This window comes from Polaromonas sp. P2_G11 (assembly GCF_056403595.1).
In genome coordinates this window covers 323,352-342,280 of record NZ_JBFUFE010000002.1, presented here as the reverse complement: position 1 = coordinate 342,280, position 18,929 = coordinate 323,352, and the positions used below count along the sequence as shown (strand labels likewise).

At 58.4% G+C, this 18,929-nt stretch carries 18 protein-coding genes, 1 other RNA gene and 1 riboswitch; of the genes, 15 read left to right on the top strand and 4 right to left on the bottom strand.

Going from position 1 to position 18,929, the window contains the following annotated elements; translation table 11 throughout:
• Positions 1–75: 75 nt before the first annotated feature.
• Positions 76–361, bottom strand: a riboswitch (cobalamin riboswitch).
• Between the two features lie 46 nt (positions 362–407).
• The 4 genes from AC1DWQ_RS08220 to AC1DWQ_RS08205 all read left to right on the top strand — a co-directional run bounded on the left by AC1DWQ_RS08220 (position 408) and on the right by AC1DWQ_RS08205 (position 2,118).
• Positions 408–647, top strand: coding sequence for a DUF904 domain-containing protein (locus AC1DWQ_RS08220; protein WP_477646586.1), 240 nt, complete (start codon positions 408–410; stop codon positions 645–647).
• A complete protein-coding gene (locus AC1DWQ_RS08215; protein ID WP_457280494.1) occupies positions 644–979 on the top strand; it encodes a cell division protein ZapA in 336 nt (111 codons plus the stop codon). Before AC1DWQ_RS08220 ends, AC1DWQ_RS08215 begins: the two co-directional genes overlap by 4 nt.
• Positions 980–1,045: 66 nt before the next feature.
• Positions 1,046–1,225, top strand: a non-coding RNA gene (ssrS, locus tag AC1DWQ_RS08210) — 6S RNA.
• Between the two features lie 92 nt (positions 1,226–1,317).
• A complete protein-coding gene (locus AC1DWQ_RS08205; protein WP_457280493.1) occupies positions 1,318–2,118 on the top strand; it encodes a sulfite exporter TauE/SafE family protein in 801 nt (266 codons plus the stop codon).
• A gap of 11 nt (positions 2,119–2,129) precedes the next feature.
• Here AC1DWQ_RS08205 and AC1DWQ_RS08200 read toward each other — a convergent pair whose 3' ends face one another.
• Together AC1DWQ_RS08200 and AC1DWQ_RS08195 are read right to left on the bottom strand one after the other, a co-directional pair.
• Positions 2,130–3,089 (bottom strand): LysR family transcriptional regulator, encoded by a 960-nt coding sequence (locus tag AC1DWQ_RS08200; protein ID WP_477669200.1) that lies wholly within the window; start codon positions 3,087–3,089, stop codon positions 2,130–2,132.
• Between the two features lie 109 nt (positions 3,090–3,198).
• Positions 3,199–4,107, bottom strand: a complete 909-nt coding sequence (locus tag AC1DWQ_RS08195) for a LysR family transcriptional regulator (protein ID WP_477669199.1) — start codon at positions 4,105–4,107, stop codon at positions 3,199–3,201.
• Positions 4,108–4,251: 144 nt separating this feature from the next.
• Between AC1DWQ_RS08195 and gcl the strand changes: the two genes are divergently transcribed.
• From gcl to AC1DWQ_RS08165, 6 genes are all read left to right on the top strand, one after another.
• Positions 4,252–6,048, top strand: coding sequence for a glyoxylate carboligase (gene gcl, locus AC1DWQ_RS08190; RefSeq protein WP_477669198.1), 1,797 nt, complete (start codon positions 4,252–4,254; stop codon positions 6,046–6,048).
• Positions 6,049–6,087: 39 nt separating this feature from the next.
• Positions 6,088–6,867: a hydroxypyruvate isomerase gene (gene hyi, locus AC1DWQ_RS08185; RefSeq protein ID WP_477669197.1), complete on the top strand. Its 780-nt coding sequence runs from the start codon at positions 6,088–6,090 to the stop codon at positions 6,865–6,867.
• Positions 6,868–6,897: 30 nt separating this feature from the next.
• Complete coding sequence (gene glxR / locus AC1DWQ_RS08180; RefSeq protein ID WP_477669196.1) at positions 6,898–7,824, top strand: 2-hydroxy-3-oxopropionate reductase; 927 nt, start codon at positions 6,898–6,900, stop codon at positions 7,822–7,824.
• Positions 7,825–8,274: 450 nt separating this feature from the next.
• Positions 8,275–8,655 carry an HAD family hydrolase gene (locus tag AC1DWQ_RS08175; protein WP_477669195.1) on the top strand — a complete coding sequence of 127 codons (381 nt, stop codon included), beginning with the start codon at positions 8,275–8,277 and terminating at the stop codon, positions 8,653–8,655.
• A 9-nt stretch (positions 8,656–8,664) separates the two neighbouring features.
• Entirely contained in the window at positions 8,665–9,432 is a 768-nt protein-coding gene (locus AC1DWQ_RS08170; protein ID WP_477669194.1) for a fumarylacetoacetate hydrolase family protein, read from the top strand.
• 23 nt (positions 9,433–9,455) lie between these two features.
• Positions 9,456–10,466, top strand: a complete 1,011-nt coding sequence (locus AC1DWQ_RS08165) for a 2-dehydropantoate 2-reductase (protein ID WP_477669193.1) — start codon at positions 9,456–9,458, stop codon at positions 10,464–10,466.
• Positions 10,467–10,602: 136 nt separating this feature from the next.
• Here the strand turns inward: AC1DWQ_RS08165 and AC1DWQ_RS08160 are convergent, their stop codons facing one another.
• Positions 10,603–11,499 carry a hypothetical protein gene (locus tag AC1DWQ_RS08160; RefSeq protein ID WP_477669192.1) on the bottom strand — a complete coding sequence of 299 codons (897 nt, stop codon included), beginning with the start codon at positions 11,497–11,499 and terminating at the stop codon, positions 10,603–10,605.
• A 308-nt stretch (positions 11,500–11,807) separates the two neighbouring features.
• On the opposite strand from AC1DWQ_RS08160, the gene AC1DWQ_RS08155 reads away from it, so the two are divergent.
• The 3 genes from AC1DWQ_RS08155 (at position 11,808) to AC1DWQ_RS08145 (ending at position 15,041) form a co-directional block, all read left to right on the top strand.
• Positions 11,808–12,830, top strand: coding sequence for a Bug family tripartite tricarboxylate transporter substrate binding protein (locus AC1DWQ_RS08155; protein ID WP_477669191.1), 1,023 nt, complete (start codon positions 11,808–11,810; stop codon positions 12,828–12,830).
• Between the two features lie 111 nt (positions 12,831–12,941).
• Positions 12,942–13,463, top strand: a complete 522-nt coding sequence (locus tag AC1DWQ_RS08150; RefSeq protein WP_477669190.1) for a tripartite tricarboxylate transporter TctB family protein — start codon at positions 12,942–12,944, stop codon at positions 13,461–13,463.
• A 48-nt stretch (positions 13,464–13,511) separates the two neighbouring features.
• A complete protein-coding gene (locus AC1DWQ_RS08145) occupies positions 13,512–15,041 on the top strand; it encodes a tripartite tricarboxylate transporter permease (protein WP_477669189.1) in 1,530 nt (509 codons plus the stop codon).
• A 68-nt stretch (positions 15,042–15,109) separates the two neighbouring features.
• On the opposite strand, the gene AC1DWQ_RS08140 is transcribed toward AC1DWQ_RS08145, so the two are convergent.
• Entirely contained in the window at positions 15,110–15,718 is a 609-nt protein-coding gene (locus AC1DWQ_RS08140) for a Crp/Fnr family transcriptional regulator (protein ID WP_477646571.1), read from the bottom strand.
• Between the two features lie 184 nt (positions 15,719–15,902).
• Here AC1DWQ_RS08140 and oxc point away from each other — a divergent pair, with 184 nt between their 5' ends.
• Entirely contained in the window at positions 15,903–17,621 is a 1,719-nt protein-coding gene (oxc, locus tag AC1DWQ_RS08135; protein ID WP_477669188.1) for an oxalyl-CoA decarboxylase, read from the top strand.
• A gap of 28 nt (positions 17,622–17,649) precedes the next feature.
• On the top strand, positions 17,650–18,921 hold the full coding sequence (frc, locus tag AC1DWQ_RS08130; protein WP_457280479.1) for a formyl-CoA transferase: 1,272 nt from the start codon (positions 17,650–17,652) through the stop codon (positions 18,919–18,921).
• Positions 18,922–18,929: the final 8 nt, after the last annotated feature.

The window sequence follows — 18,929 nt, the reverse complement described above, 5'->3', positions numbered from 1 at the left end:
CAATCAACAAAATACCCTCACTGGCTTCCCCGCCAGTGCATGAGCGTTACAAACGCTCATGCCAGTTCATGGACGTGCGCGTTCACCTTGTTGGCCGGTATCCGGGCTGACGGAACTGCCTCCATCGCCTTCCCAAGCGTGTGTTCAAAACGCTCAGTGGCTAGTGATGAAAGCTGAATGGGCTTCTGACTTGACGTCAGGAGCCCATTCGTCCGTATTACCGTTGCGGGGGCAGCGCAGGTTAAAGGTCTCGGCGCCAGCGAATCAGGTTGACCTGATGCATGGCTTTGACCCCCTCCTGCTTCCCGTTGAACTGCAGCGTGCGAACCACACTGCGGGCACCAACAGGGCAGATTCTACGCGGGCCTTCCCCATGTCCGGCCGCAAACCCTACAATCGGAGCTGCCATGTCGAACCAAACCCAAATCGACCAGATCGTCGAACGCGTTGAGCGGCTCCTGCTGCGCTATGAGGAGCTGCAGCGTACCAACGAGCTCCTGGTGGAGCAGGTCGGCGTTCTGACGCACGAACGCGACTCCCTCAAATCGCGGCTGGGCGCGGCACGCGCCCGTGTGGATGCACTGCTGGAGCGCCTGCCCGAAACCAACGGGCATGCCGTCAAAAACACTGTGGGAACCGAGTCATGAAACAGCTCGAAGTGCAGATCATGGGCCAAAGCTATTTGCTGGGCTGCCCCGAAAATGGCGACGCCCGAATGCTGGACGCCGTGAACCGTGTTGACATGGCCATGTGCAGGATTCGCGATGCCGGGAAAATCAAGGCACGTGACCGCATTGCCGTTCTGGCGGCGCTCAATCTCGCCTTTGAGCTCCCCGAGCGCACGCCAAACGCTACGCCCACACCCGCTGCGACAACAGCGGAAACAACCGCCAGTGCTGGCGAAACAACGCATCCGCAACTCACAGCCTTGCTACAGCGGCTTGACACGGCCCTGGGCGTTGACGGCCGCCTGCTTTAAGCCCGCGCACCCCTGCGGTAAATCACTCCCTACTTCGCGCGCGAGGGCCGCAAAGGCCTACAATGAACATGTCTGCGATGCGCATTGGGCTTTATATTTCCTTGAACCAATGCTCTTCGAGCACGGGCTTGGTAAATTGTCCGGCAGGTGTGATCGTCTCGCGTCAGACGAACCCGAAACCTGACTGCCCTCGCCCACCTGAACCCCGGTTCAGGATGACGGTCCAGTGGCACTCGCAGACACCTTTCTTTTCTTGTCCCGGATCCGAACGGAATCCAGGCCGCGAACAAAAACAATAGCCGGTTGTGGGCCCAGCCCGCCGTGCCACAGCAGATCTGATGTCTCTCGAACCCCAACTTATTGCCGAACTTCTTTTGTTGGGTCTGTGCACCGGTTTTCTTGCAGGCCTGCTGGGCATCGGCGGCGGGATGCTGATGGTGCCGTTCATCACCTTCATCCTCACGGCAAAGGGCTACCCGCAGGAATACACCGTGAAAATGGCGGTCGCCACCTCGCTGGCCACCATCTGCTTCACCTCGTTGTCATCAGTGCGTGCGCATCACCGGCGCGGGGCCGTGCTGTGGCCCATCGTTCGGCTGCTGGCGCCCGGCATTTTGCTGGGGTCATTGATTGGCGCCCAACTGGCAGTGGCCTTGCCGGGCAAGATCCTCAGCATCCTGTTTGCCGTTTTTGTGGCGTTTTCAGCCACCCAGATGTTTCTGGGCCGTAAACCCAAACCCAGCCGCACCCTGCCCGGCCGCCTGGGCACCTTTGGCATGGGTGGTGTCATCGGCATGCTGTCTTCACTGGTGGGTGCAGGCGGCGCCTTCGTTTCGGTGCCCTTCATGACCTGGTGCAACGTGAAAATCCATGACGCCGTGGGAACCTCGGCAGCCCTTGGTTTTCCAATCGCGCTGGCCGGCACCCTGGGCTACATCTGGGCCGGCCAGAATCTCCCGCAAATGCCGCCCGGCTCCATCGGCTTTCTGTACCTGCCAGGGCTGGTCATCATCTCGGTGGCCAGTATTTGCACAGCGCCGCTGGGCGCACGCACGGCGCATCGCATGGACATCCAGCCGCTGAAGAAAGTCTTCGCGGTTGTGCTGTACATCCTGGCGGCCTATTTCCTGCTGCGCTAACCCTTGTCGTACTACCGGCGGGCCGCAGCACGCCGGGGCTGTGCCGTTTTGGGACGAAAACCAATTGTCTGCTCGATCAACGCCCCGCCATCGGTCATCAAAAAAGTCTTGAAAGCCTGCGCTACCGGCGTCAGCCGCTTGTTGCGGCGGTGCACGACATACCAATTCAGCATCAGCGGAAAACCCTGCACGTCGAGCACGGTCAGGCTGCCCACCTGAAGTTCGCGGCTGATGGTATGCGCCGACAGAAAACTCACCCCCATGCCCGCGATCACGGCCTGTTTGATGGTTTCCGTGCTCTTGATCTCCATCGCGATGTTGAGGTCGGCCAGGTGCGCGCCGAAGCCCTCCTCCATCGAATTCCAGGTATCGGAACCCTTTTCACGCACAACAAAGGGTTCGCTGGCCAGGCGCGATAGCGGAATGCGCTTTTTGGCTGCCAGCGGATGGTTGGGCGCCGCCACAACAACATAAGGGTGCGGGGCGAAAGGTTCGCTCACTGTGTCCATATCCAGCGGCGGGCGCACCATGACGGCCAGATCCGTCAGGTTATCGGTCAGCTGGCTCAAGAGTTCCTCGCGATTGCAGACGCCGAAGTCCAGCGTCACGCCCGAGTGGCGCCGTGCGAACTCGACGAGCAGGCGCGGAAAAAAATAATCTCCGGCGCTGATCACCGCAACATTCAGCTTGCCGCCGGAGATGCCCTTGAACTGCGCCATGGCTTCTTCCACCTCCTTGAACTGCTGGATGATGATCCGGCTGGAGTGAAGCATCTCAATGCCCGCCGGCGTGAGATGAATTTTTTTTCCGAGCTGCTCAAACAGTGGAAGGCCTGCGTGGTCTTCCAGTTTGTTGACCTGGATGGACACCGCCGGCTGTGTCAAGTGCAGCTCTTCGGCGGCTCGCGAAAAGCTCAAGTTGCGGGCCACAGCCTCGAACACCTTAAGCTGGCGCAACGTCGCATTCTTCATCTCGGCCCCTTTAATCCATAACTCATAAGTAATTCATGGTATCAAATGGGTTAGCAATGAATAATCATTCATTACGGGCCGGTCGACCTGGGCAAGCTTTCGCCCGTAGCTATTTCTGGTCCGCCCACCAGGACTCGCCGAACTGGCCTTGCAGCCAGCCGACAAAGCCGTTGACCTTGGCCGGCACCAATTGGGGCGAAGGATAAACAGCATGGATTTCCTGCGATGGCAGCACCCAGCCGCTCAGGAGGGGCACCAGAGTACCGCTGCGCACCGACTCATGCGCCACATACCGGGGCAAGGCAGCCACGCCCATACCGCCGCGCGCTGCCACCAGCAGCGCCGAGAGATTGTTCGAGCGCAGCGGCCCACTGACCGAGACCTGACGCGCTTGGCCTTCGGCTCCGTTGAAATGCCAGCGCGCATCGCCTTGCACCGTGCTGTAGATCAGCGCATCGTGCGTGACAAGATCCGCAGGATCGGCCGGCGCACCGCGCTTCTTGATGTATTCGGGCGAGGCCACGACCACCCACGGGTTGATACCCAGGTAACGCGCCCCTAACGTCGAGTCAGCGAGCGGCCCCATCCGGATCGCCACGTCAATGCCTTGCTCAACCAGGTTGACATAACGGTCTTCAAAGTTCAGCTCGATTTGCAATTTGGGGTGCATCTGCATGAAACGCATGACCAGCGGCACCAGCACGCGCCGTCCGAAAGCTACGGAGGTAGTGATTCGCAGGCCGCCCTGGACCTGCGACTGCAATAGCGCCGCCACCGTCTCGGCCTCTTCGACATGGTGCGCGATCAGCTTGCACTTGGCGTAATACAGTGCGCCGATCTCGGTGGGCGTCACGCCACGGGTCGAACGATGGAGCAGCCGTGAACCCAGCTGCTTTTCCAGTTGCACCACCAGCTTGGTGGCCGACGGCTGGCCCATACCCATATCGGCAGCAGCCTTGCTGAAAGAGCCGAGGTCAACCACGCGAATGAAAAGCCGGATGGCTTGAATGCGGTCCATGGCCGCAAGTAGACCACGGCGACATCGGCCAGGCAATCATTTATTCCAAATTGGAATAAGCGTAATGCACGGGATGGGGCTTCCCCGCAGCCATCAACGCCGCGACCATCCGTCCAACGATCAGCAACCCTCTAGGAGACTTCAATGGCAAAAATGAAGGCCGCCATGGCCGCCGTTCTGGTGATGGAAAAAGAAGGCATCACGCAAGCTTTTGGTGTGCCCGGCGCAGCCATCAACCCGTTTTACTCCGCACTGCGTGAGCGCCAGTCAATCACGCATATCCTGGCGCGGCACGTCGAGGCCGCATCGCACATGGCCGAAGGCTACACACGCGCCAAGGCCGGAAACATCGGGGTGTGCATAGGCACCAGCGGCCCAGCCGGTACCGACATGATCACCGGGCTGTACTCGGCAATTGCCGACAGCATCCCCATTTTGTGCATCACCGGGCAGGCGCCCCGTGCGCGCCTGTACAAGGAGGATTTCCAGGCAGTAGACATTGAATCCATCTCCAAGCCGGTCACTAAATGGAGCGTGACTGTGCGTGAGCCGGCCTTGGTGCCGCGTTCCTTCCAGCAGGCCTTTCACCTGATGCGCTCGGGACGACCCGGCCCGGTGCTGATCGACCTGCCTTTTGATGTGCAGATGGCCGAAATTGAATTCGACATTGACACCTATGAGCCGCTACCGGTCTACAAGCCGGCTGCAAGCCGCAAACAGATCGAAAAAGCACTCGACATGCTTGCTGCTTCCAGCAAGCCTTTGATCGTCGCCGGCGGCGGCATCATCAATGCCGACGCCTCCGATTTGTTGGTCGAGTTTGCCGAACTCACCGGTGTGCCGGTGATCCCCACGCTGATGGGCTGGGGCACCATTCCCGACGATCACCCCCTGATGGCCGGCATGTGCGGACTGCAAACCAGCCACCGCTACGGCAACGCCACCATGCTGGCCAGCGACTTCGTCATCGGCATCGGCAACCGCTGGGCCAACCGCCACACCGGTTCGCCCGAGGTGTATTGCAAAGGCCGCACCTTTGTGCACGTCGATATCGAGCCGACGCAGATTGGCCGGGTGTTCAATCCGGACTTTGGCATTGTCAGCGACGCCAAAGCCGCACTGGAACTGCTGGTGCAGGTCGCCCGCGAACGCAAGATGGCGAAGAGCCTGCCCGACTATGGCAACTGGGCCACCCGCTGTGCTGAGCGGAAAAAGCTCATGCACCGCAAGTCCCACTTTACCGAGACCCCCATCAAACCGATGCGCGTGTATGAAGAAATGAACAAGGTGTTCCCGCGCGACACCATTTACGTGACAACCATTGGCCTGAGCCAGATTGCCGGCGCGCAGTTTCTCAATGTGTACGGGCCACGCCAGTGGATCAACTGCGGCCAGGCGGGGCCGCTGGGTTGGACCATCCCCGCGGCCCTCGGTGTAGTGGCCGCCGACCCGACACGTACCGTTGTCGGGCTGTCCGGCGACTACGACTTTCAGTTCCTGATGGAAGAGCTGGCCGTGGGTGCGCAGTTCAACCTGCCTTATGTGCAGGTGCTGGTCAACAACAGCTATCTGGGCCTGATCCGCCAGGCCCAGCGAGGTTTTGAGATGGACTACTGCGTACAGCTTGCTTTCGAAAACCAGAACGTACCGGCAGGCGAAGGTGATCTGCGCAGTTACGGCGTGGATCACCAGGCTGTGGTGCAAGGCCTGGGCTGCAAGTCATTGCGCGTGACCGATCCTGAAAAGATCAATGACGCCATGGTCGAGGCGCAGGTGATGGCACGCAAATACCGGGTGCCGGTGGTTGTGGAAGTCATCCTCGAAAAGGTCACCAATATCGCCATGGGCACGGAGATCGACAAGGTCAACGAGTTCGAAGACATCGACTGCCGCCACCCCAAGGGCCGTGAAGGCCTGGAACTGGCCGGCTTGCTTGAGTAAGCCCCTAGCAACGGCCAACGCCCCACCAGCAAAGAAATCATGCCTAAATTTTCCGCCAATCTCAGCATGCTCTATACCGAGCATGCGTTCCTCGACCGCTTTGAACCGGCTGCGAAGGCCGGCTTCAAGGCGGTAGAGTTTCTTTTCCCCTACGCCTTCAGTGCCGCCGATATCAAGGCCAGGCTCAACAGCAACGGTCTGCAGCTGGTGCTGCACAATCTGCCCGCCGGCGACTGGGAGGCCGGCGAACGCGGCATTGCCTGTCACCCTGATCGTGTGGAGGAATTCCGTGCCGGTGTGACCCAAGCCATCACGTATGCCCAGGTGCTCGGTGTAGGTCAACTCAACTGCCTGGCCGGCAAAACACCAGTGGGTGCCAGTGATGCCGTTCTGCGCACGACTTTTGTCAATAACCTGCGCTATGCATCCATCGAACTGAAAAAGGCCGGCCTCAAATTACTGATCGAACCGATCAACACCTTTGACATTCCGGGCTTCTACCTGAACCGCACGGCTCAGGCACTGGACATTCTGGACGAGGTCGGTGCCAACAACGCCTTCGTGCAGTACGACATCTACCACGCGCAGCGCATGGAAGGCGAAGTGGCGGCGACGATACAAAAACATCTGGCACGCATCGCCCACATCCAGCTGGCCGACAACCCCGGCCGCAACGAGCCGGGCACCGGCGAGATCAACTACGCATTTTTGTTCACGCACCTGGACCGCCTTGGCTATGGCGGCTGGATAGGCTGCGAATACAAACCTGCCAGCACGACGGACGCAGGACTGGGCTGGCGCCAGCGCCTGACAAGCTGACCCGCACCATCTCACAAGGACTACGTTTACATGACCTCCAACGCCCTGAAAATCGGCTTCGTCGGCCTCGGCATCATGGGCGCTCCCATGGCCGGCCATCTGATCAAGGCTGGGCATCAGCTGTTTGTCCATACCCTCGGCAAGATGCCCGATGCAATTGCCAGTGGCAGCGCCACGCAATGCGTGAATTCCCGTGGCGTAGCTGAGCGCGCGGACATCATCTTCATCATGGTGCCCGATACCCCTGACGTGGAGGCTGCGCTGTTCAGCGAAGGCGGTATCGCAGCCGGTCTGAAGGGTTCGGCCGCAGACGCAGGTGAACGCAAGGTTGTCGTCGACATGAGCTCCATCTCGCCCATAGCCACCAAAACCTTTGCGCAGAAAATCAACACACTGGGCTGCGACTACCTTGACGCACCGGTTTCCGGCGGCGAAGTCGGTGCCAAAAATGCGACGCTGTCCATCATGGTCGGCGGCCCACAAGCCGTGTTTGAACGCATCAAGCCGCTGTTTGAATTGATGGGCAAGAACATCACGCTGGTTGGCGGTAACGGTGACGGCCAGACCGCCAAGGTGGCAAACCAGATCATCGTGGCGCTCAACATCGAAGCGGTGGCCGAGGCGCTGCTGTTTGCCGCCCGCGCCGGCGCTGACCCGGCGCGTGTACGCCAGGCCTTGATGGGCGGCTTCGCGTCATCGAAGATTCTGGAGGTGCATGGTGAACGCATGGTCAAGCGCACGTTTGACCCGGGTTTTCGCATCGAGCTTCACCAGAAGGACTTGAACCTGGCGCTCTCGACTGCGCGCCTGCTCGGCATCTCGCTGCCCAACACGGCCACCGCGCAGGAGCTGTTCAACTCCTGCGTCGCACACGGCGGCAAAACCTGGGACCACTCCGCAATGGTGCGCGCATTGGAGAAACTGGCCAACTTCGAGATTGGCCAGCAGGCCGGGTGATCGTTGCCGGAACGCGCGCACAAGCGTGGATCCGGCGTCTTTGCGTTGCGTCCGTTTGCACCGGGAGTTAACAGTCCCCAAAGTCGCACCGCACCGCTCATGCAGCCGGCATTGGGCCTGTTATTGGTCCAGCCGAAGAAAAAATCCCATGCGGCCGGATCGCATTCCGTGATGGAACTGCCGAAAAAACTCCAGCCTCCATTTCTCACCCCCACTTGTTCGGGATTGGCGTGCGCACGCAGGCGCGCCGGAAAGTCACTGCACTCTTACCCACCTGCGTGAACCGTACCCTTCGCGCCGGGCATTATTTATATATAACTCATAGATAATCATTTATATGAAATACTTTAACTATCATTAATCATTCATTCTTTCTACAGTTGTCTCAAGCCCGGTGCATCACGCATCGAAAAGTGCCCCCAGAGCATCCACCCATCAAAGGAGACCTCCATGCTCAACGCCTCGCTTGACAACACTGCCGCCGACCGGACCGATCAGACCCGCCACGCCTACAACGCCGCATTCGAAGAGCTCGGCTTGACCTGGCACTGGGATGCACCCACTTATGCCCGATTGCAGGCCCAAGGCCGCGATGCCGTGCGTACCTATCTGGAGACCGAGCAGGCGCATCTGCTGCGAGCCTACGAAGCAGATTTCCTGGTTGAGGCCATCGAAGCGGCCAAGGCCCGCTGCCATGCCAGCATGGTCGCCAGCCGGGCAAACCCGGCTCCTTATGCCGGCTGGTCCAGCCATTCACTCACGCCAGCCAATAGCCGGCCAAAAAACACCACGCCAGCACCCCGGTTCACGCCGAGTGCGCTGTACACGTGAAGGGCCGGAATGTCTAACCGTTGGCTACGTTTCAGGGAAGGCAATTCAACCGGCTTCGGAACTCTCGAGGGAGAGAACATCCGGGTTTGCCAGGGCGACATATTCTCCGGTGCGACACCCACGGACCGGGTGCTGCCGCTGACCAGCGTCGAGCTCTTGATGCCGGTACGGCCAAGCAAAGTCATCGCGATGTGGAACAACTTCCACGCCCTGGGTCAAAAACTCAACCTGGCTGTGCCAGCCGAGCCGCTCTACCTGATCAAGGCGCCGAACTCCTACCTGGATCCAAACGGAACCATCCTCAAGCCCCCATGCAATGGCAAAGTAGTTTTTGAAGGCGAACTGGGCATCGTGATCGGCAAAACATGCAAGCAGGTTCCCGAGCACGATGCGATGGATCATGTGTTCGGCTACACCTGCGCCAACGACGTAACGGTCGCCGACATACTGAACCGTGATGCCTCGTTTGCCCAGTGGGTACGCGCCAAGGGGCTGGATACCTTCTGCCCCTTCGGTCCCGTCGTGGCCACAGGTCTTGATCCAGACAAACTGGTAGTTAAAACCATCCTCAACGGCGAGATCCGCCAGGACTATCCCATCAGCGACATGCGCTTTTCAGTGAAGCAGCTGGTGAGCTTGATATCCCAGGACATGACACTCTATGCAGGCGATATCATCCTGTGCGGTACGTCAATCGGCGTGGGATCCATGAAACCGGGAAGCACGATCGAAGTGGAGATTGCCGGTATCGGCAGGCTCAGCAACCGATTCGAATAACGTTTTTTACCAGGAGTACGGGTGTGAAGATTGCGATCATTGGGGCCGGGGCCATCGGCGGTTATGTGGGTGTGAAATTGGCTTTGGCCGGTGAGGACGTGACCTTCATCGTACGGGGCGCCAACCTGGATGCTATTCGTAAAAAGGGCATGAAGCTGATCATGCACGATGGCACCGAACACGTTGCGGAAAATGTCAAGGCGACCAACAATTACACAGAAGCCGGCCCGCAGGATCTGGTGATCCTGGCCATGAAGGCACATCAGGTAGAGGCTGTAGCCAACGATCTTCCCAAGCTGTTTGGGCGTGACACCACAGTCGTCACCATGCAAAACGGCATCCCCTACTGGTACTTCCATAATCATGGTGGCCCGTTTGAAGGAGGCCAAGTCCATAGCGTGGACCCCAGCGGTACGCTGTCAAAAATGATCCCTCCGCAGCGCGTCATCGGCTGTGTCGTCTACCCGGCCTCTGAACTTGTGGCGCCAGGTGTCGTGAAACATATCGAAGGCGACCGCTTTCCGGTCGGCGAGCTTGACGGCTCAATCAGCGAACGTGTCACGCGAATTTCAGAATGTTTTGGCAACGCGGGGTTCAAGGCGCCCGTTCTGGACAACATCCGATCGGAGATCTGGCTCAAGCTTTGGGGCAATCTCACTTTCAACCCCATCAGCAGCCTGGCCCATTCCACACTGGTGGACATCTGCCAGTATCCGCTGACGCGCGACCTGGCCGCCAACATGATGCGCGAGGCGCAGGAAGTCGCGCACAAGCTGGGCATCGAGTTTCGCGTCACGCTGGACAAGCGTATCGCCGGCGCTGAGAAAGTAGGCAAGCACAAAACATCCATGCTGCAGGACATCGAAGCCGGCCGAGCCCCGGAAATCGATGCCCTGGTGGGTTCAGTAGTCGAACTGGGACGTCTTACGCAAACACCAACGCCGCACATCGACACGGTATATGCCCTGGTCAAGCTGCTCGCAAAAACCATGGACGAAGAGCGCGGACAGGTGCGCCTTCAGCTCGCGGCCTGATTGCCCGGTAACGGCCGGGCTTTGGGTTTGGCACCGACAGGACTGTGACAGCCAATCAGGCCTCATCTAATTGCTGCGGCGCACAACGGCTTTTCCTGGTGCCGCGAGCTGCGGCAAGCCTAAAAAACGATCCGACTCAAGGTCCAAAGGCCAACGATTTCTTCATGGCCTCAACCACCGCGTCCGAAGGAGTGTCGAAATCGAACTTGGCCCCAAGGTCCAACGCCTTTAACAGGAGTGGGTTTGCGTTCTTGAGGGAGTCGAACAGAGTAGCCGCTTTTTTAGTCACATCTGCTGGAGCGCCAGGGTGAACATACAGCCCGTAGCCCCAACTCGCGTTGGCGGTCGGCACAATGACCAGTTGCGCCATATGGATGCGCTCATCGGTACCGTGGTGGCTTTTCATGGTGGCAGCCTGTGCGCTCTGTAGCCGGGTAATCAGACCGGCCCACCGGTCCGCTTGCCAATGAAATGCCGCTTTGGTCGGCAAGTAGCTTTGCCCCAGCCCTTGTTGAGGCAATATTTCGACCACCGTGCCGCAAAAATTCTCGGCTTTTACGAGCGATGTGGTCACACCGCTTTTCATGCCAAAGCAACTGGTCGTCTTGAGCTTGGCGAGCACTTTGGCTTGATCAGCGGGAGGGAGCGTCTTCAACTCGACCGGTTTGCCGTCCTTGACCGTTCCGATGTCAGCCAGAATCAGTACAGCCGACTGGATCGGGTCCATGTTGACAGCCACCGGCTTATAGCCCGAGGCAAGACCGACCACGGGGTTGCCATAGACCCAGCATGGTGGCGCCGGTTTCTTGACGGCTGTCAAAACATCCTGCGTCTCCCGGATGTTGAGCACCGGCGTGACCGACAGCCCCGTGGGGCGGATAAAGTCAACGAGTTCTTTCAGGGCACTTTCGGTTTGCGAGGCTCCCTCGCCCCGGATCACTTGCGGATTAAGGTAAAGACCGCCCTCGCACTGCTGCGCCTGCGCGGTCAAACCAAAAAAAAACAAAGCCATCAGCAACAATGAGTTTTTCATGGCTATTACCTTTCAAAACATTTTTGTGTCCCAGTCATCGCCACGGAACGAAGCGCCAGCCCTTTTGAAATTCATGGTATCGGCGATGTGACACTTTCCTCCTAGGGAGATACGCTATCAAGCGCCCGCCATGGAGCAAAACAGCTCGGGACAAACCCTAGAGGGCATCGAAAATCCCACAAACTTGACCCCTGTCAAGAGTTTTTCGTCCACTTGGTAAGACCATACGCGTGCAATATGCTCCGGCCAGGGAATCAGTAAAGAAGTTCCAAGCCCAAACAGAGTTACCCAATACAGGAGACAACGTGATGAAAACCAGATTTGCGAGCATCAGGAATAAATTGACTGCAGCGGGGACATGCGCCATCGCGGCAGCGGCGCTGACGGCCTTCCCCGCCCATGCAGCCTGGGAGCCCACCAAGCCAGTGGAGTTCGTGGTCCCTGCGGGTACCGGCGGCGGGGCCGATCAGATGGCCCGACTGATGCAAGGCATCATCATCAAGCACAAGCTGATGAAAGAACCGCTGATCGTCGTCAACAAATCCGGCGGTGCTGGCGCGGAGGGCTTCCTCGAAGTCAAGGGCGCCAAAGGTGACCCACACAAGATCATTATCACGCTGTCCAACCTCTTCACCACACCTCTGGCGACAGGTGTTCCCTTCAACTGGCGCGACATGACGCCCGTGTCCATGATGGCGCTCGACCAGTTCGTGCTATGGGTCAACGCAGAAAACCCCGCCAAGACCGCCAAGGACTACCTGGCAGCCGTAAAAGCCGCAGGCCCCAGCAAAATCAAGATGGGCGGCACGGGTTCCAAACAGGAAGACCAGATCATCACTGTCGGCATTGAGCAGGCCACAGGCACAAAATTCATCTATGTCCCATTCAAGGGAGGCGGTGAAGTCGCGGTCCAGCTCGTCGGTAAGCACGTCGACTCTTCCGTCAACAACCCGATCGAGGCCGTCGCCCAGTGGCGCGCCAACCAGCTTCGGGCTCTGTGCGTCTTCGACGACAAACGCATGCCCTACAAGACCAAAGTCACCGACACCCTGTCATGGGCCGACATCCCGACGTGCAAGGAAGCTGGCGTGCCCACCGACTACACCATGCTGCGCGGCATATTCATGGCGCCTGGCGTATCGAAAGACCAGCTCGAGTTCTATGTCAACCTGCTCAAGAAAGTCCGCGAGACCCCCGAGTGGAAAGACTACATGGAAAAAGGTGCGTTCAACCAGACGTCGATGTCCGGCGACGAGTTCGGAAAATGGCTGGGCGGCGCAGAGCAGCGCCATCGTGAGTTGATGAAGGAAGCCGGCTTCATCGCGAAGTAACGATAAAGAAAACCCGTTCGACGGGTTTTCTCCTGCGGGCTGGCCAAGTGTCAGCCCCACAATCAATCAAGTTCGCCCTGGTACAGGGCACTCAATCCAACGGAGTTGCTCATGGAGCCAAACCAAGAATCCGGCGCGCAAGCCCGCTCGGGCGTCGCGACCTATGTTGTTGAAGCGATCGTAGCCACCTGTATTGTCATCCTGGGTGCCGTGGTCATCCAGGGCAGTTGGGCCCTGGGGTCCGGCTGGACCACCGATGGCCCCGGTTCAGGCTACTTCCCGTTTTATATCGGCATCATCCTGTGTATTTCAGGCCTCGGCACCCTCTACCAAGCCTTGTTCGGCAAGAACAGGAATACCGAGGTATTTGTCGACAGAGAGCAACTCAAGCGGGTACTTGCCGTTTTGCTTCCTGCCATTGTTTATGTGCTGGCTGTCCAGTTTTTTGGCCTCTACGTGGCGTCCGCTGTATACATCGCGCTGTTCATGATCATCCTGGGGAAATTCTCCCCGATCAAAAGCGTGATCACCTCCTTCGTTGTGATCGCGCTGTTTTTCTTCATGTTCGAGGTCTGGTTCAAGGTTCCCTTGTTCAAAGGCCAGTTCGACTTGCTGAGCTTCCTCGGCTACTGAGTCATCTATACCCGCATCGAGCCCACTGAACTTTTACCGGATATCGAAATGGAAGAACTAAACTCGCTTTTTCACGGATTCAGCGTCATCCTGACGCCGATGAACATCGTCTTGATGTTCGTGGGCATCATTCTGGGCGTGCTGATCGGCGTGCTGCCCGGCCTGGGCGGCGCCAACGGGGTCGCCATTTTGCTGCCCCTCACGTTCACGATGTCGCCCACCTCGGCAATCATCATGCTGTCCTGCATCTATTGGGGTGCGCTTTTTGGTGGTGCGATCACCTCCATCCTGTTCAACATACCGGGAGAGCCCTGGTCGGTAGCAACCACCTTTGACGGCTACCCGATGGCTCAACAAGGCAAGGCGGGCGCCGCGCTGACAGCTGCGTTCACTTCATCTTTCGTCGGTGCCTTTGTTGCCGTCGTGATGATCACCTTTCTGGCACCCCTGGTGGCCAAGTTCGCACTCAAGTTCGGTCCACCTGAGTTCTTTGCGGTCTACCTTCTGACCTTCTGCAGTTTCGTGGGCATGGGCAAAGGCTCTCCGTTCAAGATCCTCGCGTCCATGACGCTCGGCTTTGCATTGGCGTCCGTCGGCATGGACACCGTAACCGGCCAGCTGCGCCTGACCTTCGGTATCCCGGACCTTATGCGCGGTTTCGATTTCCTGATCGCGGTAATCGGCCTGTTCGGCATCGGCGAGATTCTTCTGTCCATGGAAGAAGGACTGGCGTTCTCGGGCAAAAGCGCCAAGATCGACCCCAAGGTCGTGCTGGAGACATGGAAAAAGCTGCCGAAGTATTGGATGACGTCGGTTCGCAGCTCGCTGATCGGCATCTGGATGGGTATCACCCCTGGCGGCGCAACACCGGCCTCATTCATGAGTTACGGCCTTGCCAAGAAAATGTCGAAGAACGGCCCGAAGTTCGGCACCGGTGAGATCGAAGGTGTCATTGCTCCCGAAACCGCAGCGCACGCCGCCGGCACCAGCGCCCTGCTGCCCATGCTGGCACTGGGGATTCCGGGTTCGCCCACCGCAGCCGTTTTGCTGGGCGGCTTGCTGATCTGGGGCCTGCAGCCCGGGCCACTGCTGTTTGTTGAGCAAAAAGACTTCGTCTGGGGACTGATTGCCAGCATGTACCTGGGCAATCTCGTAGGACTGATCGTTGTGCTGACCACGGTCCCGCTGTTTGCATCCATCCTGCGCATCCCGTTCTCAATCATTGCTCCCATCATTGTGGTCATCTGTGCCATCGGCGCCTACACCGTCCACAACGCCATGTTGGACATCTGGTTCATGATGCTGTTCGGCGTGGTGGGCTACCTCTTCAAGAAACTGGACTATCCACTCGCACCGCTGGTGCTCGCGCTGGTCCTTGGAGACAAGGCCGAAGACTCGTTCCGCCAGGCGATGCTCGTGTCGCAAGGCGAAATGTCCATCATGTGGTCGAACCCGCTGGTGGGTGGCATCACGACACTTGCCCTGGTTTTGTTGCTGTGGCCACTGATCTCCCGTGTTCTGGCCAAAATTCGTCCGCCCAAGAAGACTGAATTTGCAGCGGAACAGCCTGTGGACTGAACCTTCGAGCCCATAATAAAAAAGCCGGGTATATCACCCGGCCTTTTTATTTCCGCTTCGGTCTTCCGTCAGATCTTGCCACGCTGCTTGAGTCGACTTAGGGTTTCTGCCGACAGGTTCAGGTAGGACGCTAATTCTTTCTTGGGAATACGGTCAAACAGTTCGGGATGCTTGCGCTGAAACCGCTTGACACGGCCCGGTGCATCCAGCAAATGCAGCGTAATGGTATGGGCCATGATTTCGCTCATCAAGCGCATTACGTAATACTCGAAAGACTGCTTGATTTCGTGGTGACGCTCCAGAAATGCCACCCACTCCTGCAGCGGCAGCTTTGCCACCCGGACCTTGGTCACGCAAACGGTGCTGTAAGGCGTGGGCGTACCGAGGCGCCACGCGGCATAACTGGTTTCCATGTCGCGTTCGTCGGCAAAACGAAGAATCATCTCCTTGGCCTGCTCATTGGTTACCACCCGCTTCAGGATGCCTTCGAGGATGAAATACTGCTCCATTTCATGAACACCCTGATGCAGGAGCGAGTCACCCTTCTGACCATCAACAATCACCAGATGCGGCTCCAGTTCAGCGCTTTGCTCCGTCGTAATTCCCTTCAGAACTATGTTCTGTGCCAGCTGAACACGAATGACATTTCTATCTGGATGGTTTTGTATGGACAACATGGGTTGGGAGGGTGCGGAACTGACACGTTTGTGCGGTCCAAATACAGAGAAAGTTGACCTCGGTCAAGGGTGAAACCTGAATCAATTCCTATGATAACCCGACGATGCAAATGACCCTCGTGCATGCCAATGGACAGCCAGGCCTGCTCAATTTTTACCCAAGTCAAACGAAGAGACATTTCAAATGACAAAAGACACCCAATCCGGAGAGCAGACAGATGGATTTCACCTGCTGATCGACGCGCTCAAGCTCAACGGCATTGACACGATCTTCGGCTTGCCCGGCATTCCCATCACTGACCTGACGCGCAAGGCGCAGGCTGAGGGCATCCGCATGATTTCGTTCCGCCACGAGCAGCATGCCGGTAATGCCGCCGCGGCTGCCGGCTTCCTGACGCAAAAGCCCGGCATTTGCCTGACGGTGTCGGCGCCCGGTTTCCTCAACGGGCTCACAGCATTGGCGAACGCAACGACCAACTGCTTCCCGATGATCCTGATCAGCGGCTCAAGCGAGCGCGAGATTGTGGATCTTCAGCAGGGCGACTACGAAGAAATGGACCAGCTGGCAATTGCCAAGCCATTGTGCAAAGCAGCATTTCGCGTCCTCCACGCCGAAGACATTGGCGTCGGTATCGCGCGCGCCATCCGCTCGGCGCTGTCCGGCCGCCCTGGCGGTGTCTACCTCGACCTGCCGGCCAAACTGTTCGGGCAGACCATGGATGCTGCAGCCGGCAAAAAGTCGCTCATCGAAGTTGTGGACCCCGCTCCCCGCCAGATCCCGGCGCCCGATTCGGTCAAACGCGCGCTCGACCTGCTCAAAGGTGCCAAACGGCCGCTGATCGTGCTGGGCAAAGGCGCAGCCTACGCACAGTGCGACGCCGAAATCCGTGCCCTGATCGAAAAAACCGGCATTCCCTACCTGCCCATGTCGATGGCCAAAGGCCTGCTACCCGATACGCACGCCCAGTCGGCATCCGCCACCCGTTCCCATGTACTGGCAGAAGCCGACGTGGTGATGCTGGTCGGCGCGCGCCTGAACTGGCTGCTGTCGCACGGCAAAGGCAAGACCTGGGGCGGCCCGAACGCCGACACCCGGCAGTTCATCCAGATCGACATCTCGCCGACCGAGATGGACAGCAACGTACCGATCGCCGCACCGCTGGTCGGCGACATCGGCTCGTGCGTCTCGGCATTGCTGGAAGGTTTGGGCTCAAAGTGGGCAAAACCACCGGCCGAATGGACTCAGGGGATCGCTGAGCGCAAGGACAAGAACCTGTCCAAGATGGCGGCAACCCTGGCGCTGAACCCGCCGACAATGAACTTCCATAGCGCGCTGAACGTCATCCGCAATGCGGTTAAAGCACGCCCCGATGCCATCGTTGTCAACGAAGGCGCGAATACGCTGGATTTCGCGCGCAGCATTATCGATATGTACGAGCCGCGCAAACGCCTTGACGTCGGCACCTGGGGCATCATGGGCATTGGCATGGGCTTTGCCGTTGCTGCCGCCGTCACTACGGGTAAACCCGTAATCGCGATCGAAGGCGATAGCGCCTTCGGTTTCAGCGGTATGGAAGTCGAGACGATTTGCCGCTACAACCTCCCCGTCTGCGTTATCGTCTTTAACAACAACGGCATTTACAAGGGGACCGACGTGAATCCGCTGGGCGGCGACGTGGCACCCACCGTGTTCGTCAAGAATGCGCGATACGAGATGATGATGCAGGCTTTCGGCGGGGTGGGCGTTTTGGCCAACACCCCAGCCGAATTGGCGAAGGCGCTGGACGAAGCCGTTAAATCTGGCAAGCCGACCCTGATCAACGCCATCATCGACGAAACCGCAGGGACCGAAAGTGGTCGAATCACCAGCCTGAATCCGCAGAGTGCTGCAGCAAAGAAGTAATCCAAAGCCATCCCAAGGAGAAATCAAAATGAGCAACAAACCACTCGCAGGCATCAAAATCATCGACTTCACCCACGTTCAGGCCGGTCCCGCCTGCACTCAGATGCTGGCCTGGTTCGGCGCTGACGTAATCAAGGTCGAGCGTCCTGGCTCTGGCGACGTTACCCGAAGCCAGCTGCGTGACATCGAAGGCGCTGACGCGCTGTATTTCACCATGCTCAACAGCAACAAGCGCGGCCTGACGCTGGACACCAAAAAGCCCGAAGGCAAGGAAGTGTTGGAGAGGCTCATCAAGGAATCCGACGTGATGGTCGAGAATTTTGGTCCCGGCGCGCTGGACCGTATGGGATTCACCTGGGAACACATCCAGTCGCTCAACCCAAAAATGATTCTGGCATCCGTCAAGGGTTTCTCTGACGGCCACCATTACGAAGACCTGAAGGTTTACGAAAACGTGGCCCAGTGCGCAGGCGGTGCAGCGTCCACCACCGGCTACTGGAAAGGCGAGAACTCAGGCCCCACCATTTCGTCTGCCGCCTTGGGCGACAGCAATACCGGCATGCACCTGGCCATCGGTATTTTGACGGCCTATATCGGCCGCCAGAAGACTGGCAAGGGCCAAAAAGTCGCCGTGTCCATGCAGGACAGTGTGCTCAACCTGTGCCGCGTCAAAATGCGCGACCAGTTGCGTCTGGACAACCTTGGCTACCTGGAAGAGTACCCGCAATACCCGCATGAAATGGAAGCTTTCAAAGACGGCGTGGTGCCGCGCGGCGCCAATGCCGGCGGTGGCGGACAACCCGGCTGGATTTTGAAATGCAAGGGTTGGGAAACCGACCCCAACGCGTACATCTATTTCACGGTCCAGGGTCACGCCTGGGAGCCGATCTGCGACGCATTGGGCAAACCCGAGTGGAAAACCGACCCGGCCTACACCACGGCCAAGGCACGCCAGCCGCACATCATGGATATCTTCGCCACGATTGAAGCATTCATCGCCGACAAGACCAAGTTCGAAGCCGTGGACGTTTTCCGAAAATTTGATATTCCTTGCGCACCCGTGTTGTCGATGAAGGAGTTGTTGCATGACAAATCCTTGCGCGCCAGTGGCTCCATCGTTGAAGTACCGCACAAGGTGCGCGGTAGCTACTTCACCGTTGGCAGCCCGATCAAGTTCTCCGACACCAAGCCTGAAGTAACCGCATCGCCCCTGCTGGGCGAACACACCGATGAGGTTCTGGCCGAACTCGGCTACAGCAAAGACCAAATCGCGGCCATGCACACTGCAAAAGCAGTGTGAGCGCAATC

Coding starts and splice junctions, on each gene's coding strand:
- AC1DWQ_RS08220 (WP_477646586.1), top strand. CDS start 408: ATGTCGAACCAAACCCAAATCGACCAGATCGTCGAACGCGTTGAGCGG.
- AC1DWQ_RS08215 (WP_457280494.1), top strand. CDS start 644: ATGAAACAGCTCGAAGTGCAGATCATGGGCCAAAGCTATTTGCTGGGC.
- AC1DWQ_RS08205 (WP_457280493.1), top strand. CDS start 1,318: ATGTCTCTCGAACCCCAACTTATTGCCGAACTTCTTTTGTTGGGTCTG.
- AC1DWQ_RS08200 (WP_477669200.1), bottom strand. CDS start 3,089: ATGAAGAATGCGACGTTGCGCCAGCTTAAGGTGTTCGAGGCTGTGGCC.
- AC1DWQ_RS08195 (WP_477669199.1), bottom strand. CDS start 4,107: ATGGACCGCATTCAAGCCATCCGGCTTTTCATTCGCGTGGTTGACCTC.
- gcl (WP_477669198.1), top strand. CDS start 4,252: ATGGCAAAAATGAAGGCCGCCATGGCCGCCGTTCTGGTGATGGAAAAA.
- hyi (WP_477669197.1), top strand. CDS start 6,088: ATGCCTAAATTTTCCGCCAATCTCAGCATGCTCTATACCGAGCATGCG.
- glxR (WP_477669196.1), top strand. CDS start 6,898: ATGACCTCCAACGCCCTGAAAATCGGCTTCGTCGGCCTCGGCATCATG.
- AC1DWQ_RS08175 (WP_477669195.1), top strand. CDS start 8,275: ATGCTCAACGCCTCGCTTGACAACACTGCCGCCGACCGGACCGATCAG.
- AC1DWQ_RS08170 (WP_477669194.1), top strand. CDS start 8,665: ATGTCTAACCGTTGGCTACGTTTCAGGGAAGGCAATTCAACCGGCTTC.
- AC1DWQ_RS08160 (WP_477669192.1), bottom strand. CDS start 11,499: ATGAAAAACTCATTGTTGCTGATGGCTTTGTTTTTTTTTGGTTTGACC.
- AC1DWQ_RS08155 (WP_477669191.1), top strand. CDS start 11,808: ATGAAAACCAGATTTGCGAGCATCAGGAATAAATTGACTGCAGCGGGG.
- AC1DWQ_RS08150 (WP_477669190.1), top strand. CDS start 12,942: ATGGAGCCAAACCAAGAATCCGGCGCGCAAGCCCGCTCGGGCGTCGCG.
- AC1DWQ_RS08145 (WP_477669189.1), top strand. CDS start 13,512: ATGGAAGAACTAAACTCGCTTTTTCACGGATTCAGCGTCATCCTGACG.
- AC1DWQ_RS08140 (WP_477646571.1), bottom strand. CDS start 15,718: ATGTTGTCCATACAAAACCATCCAGATAGAAATGTCATTCGTGTTCAG.
- oxc (WP_477669188.1), top strand. CDS start 15,903: ATGACAAAAGACACCCAATCCGGAGAGCAGACAGATGGATTTCACCTG.
- frc (WP_457280479.1), top strand. CDS start 17,650: ATGAGCAACAAACCACTCGCAGGCATCAAAATCATCGACTTCACCCAC.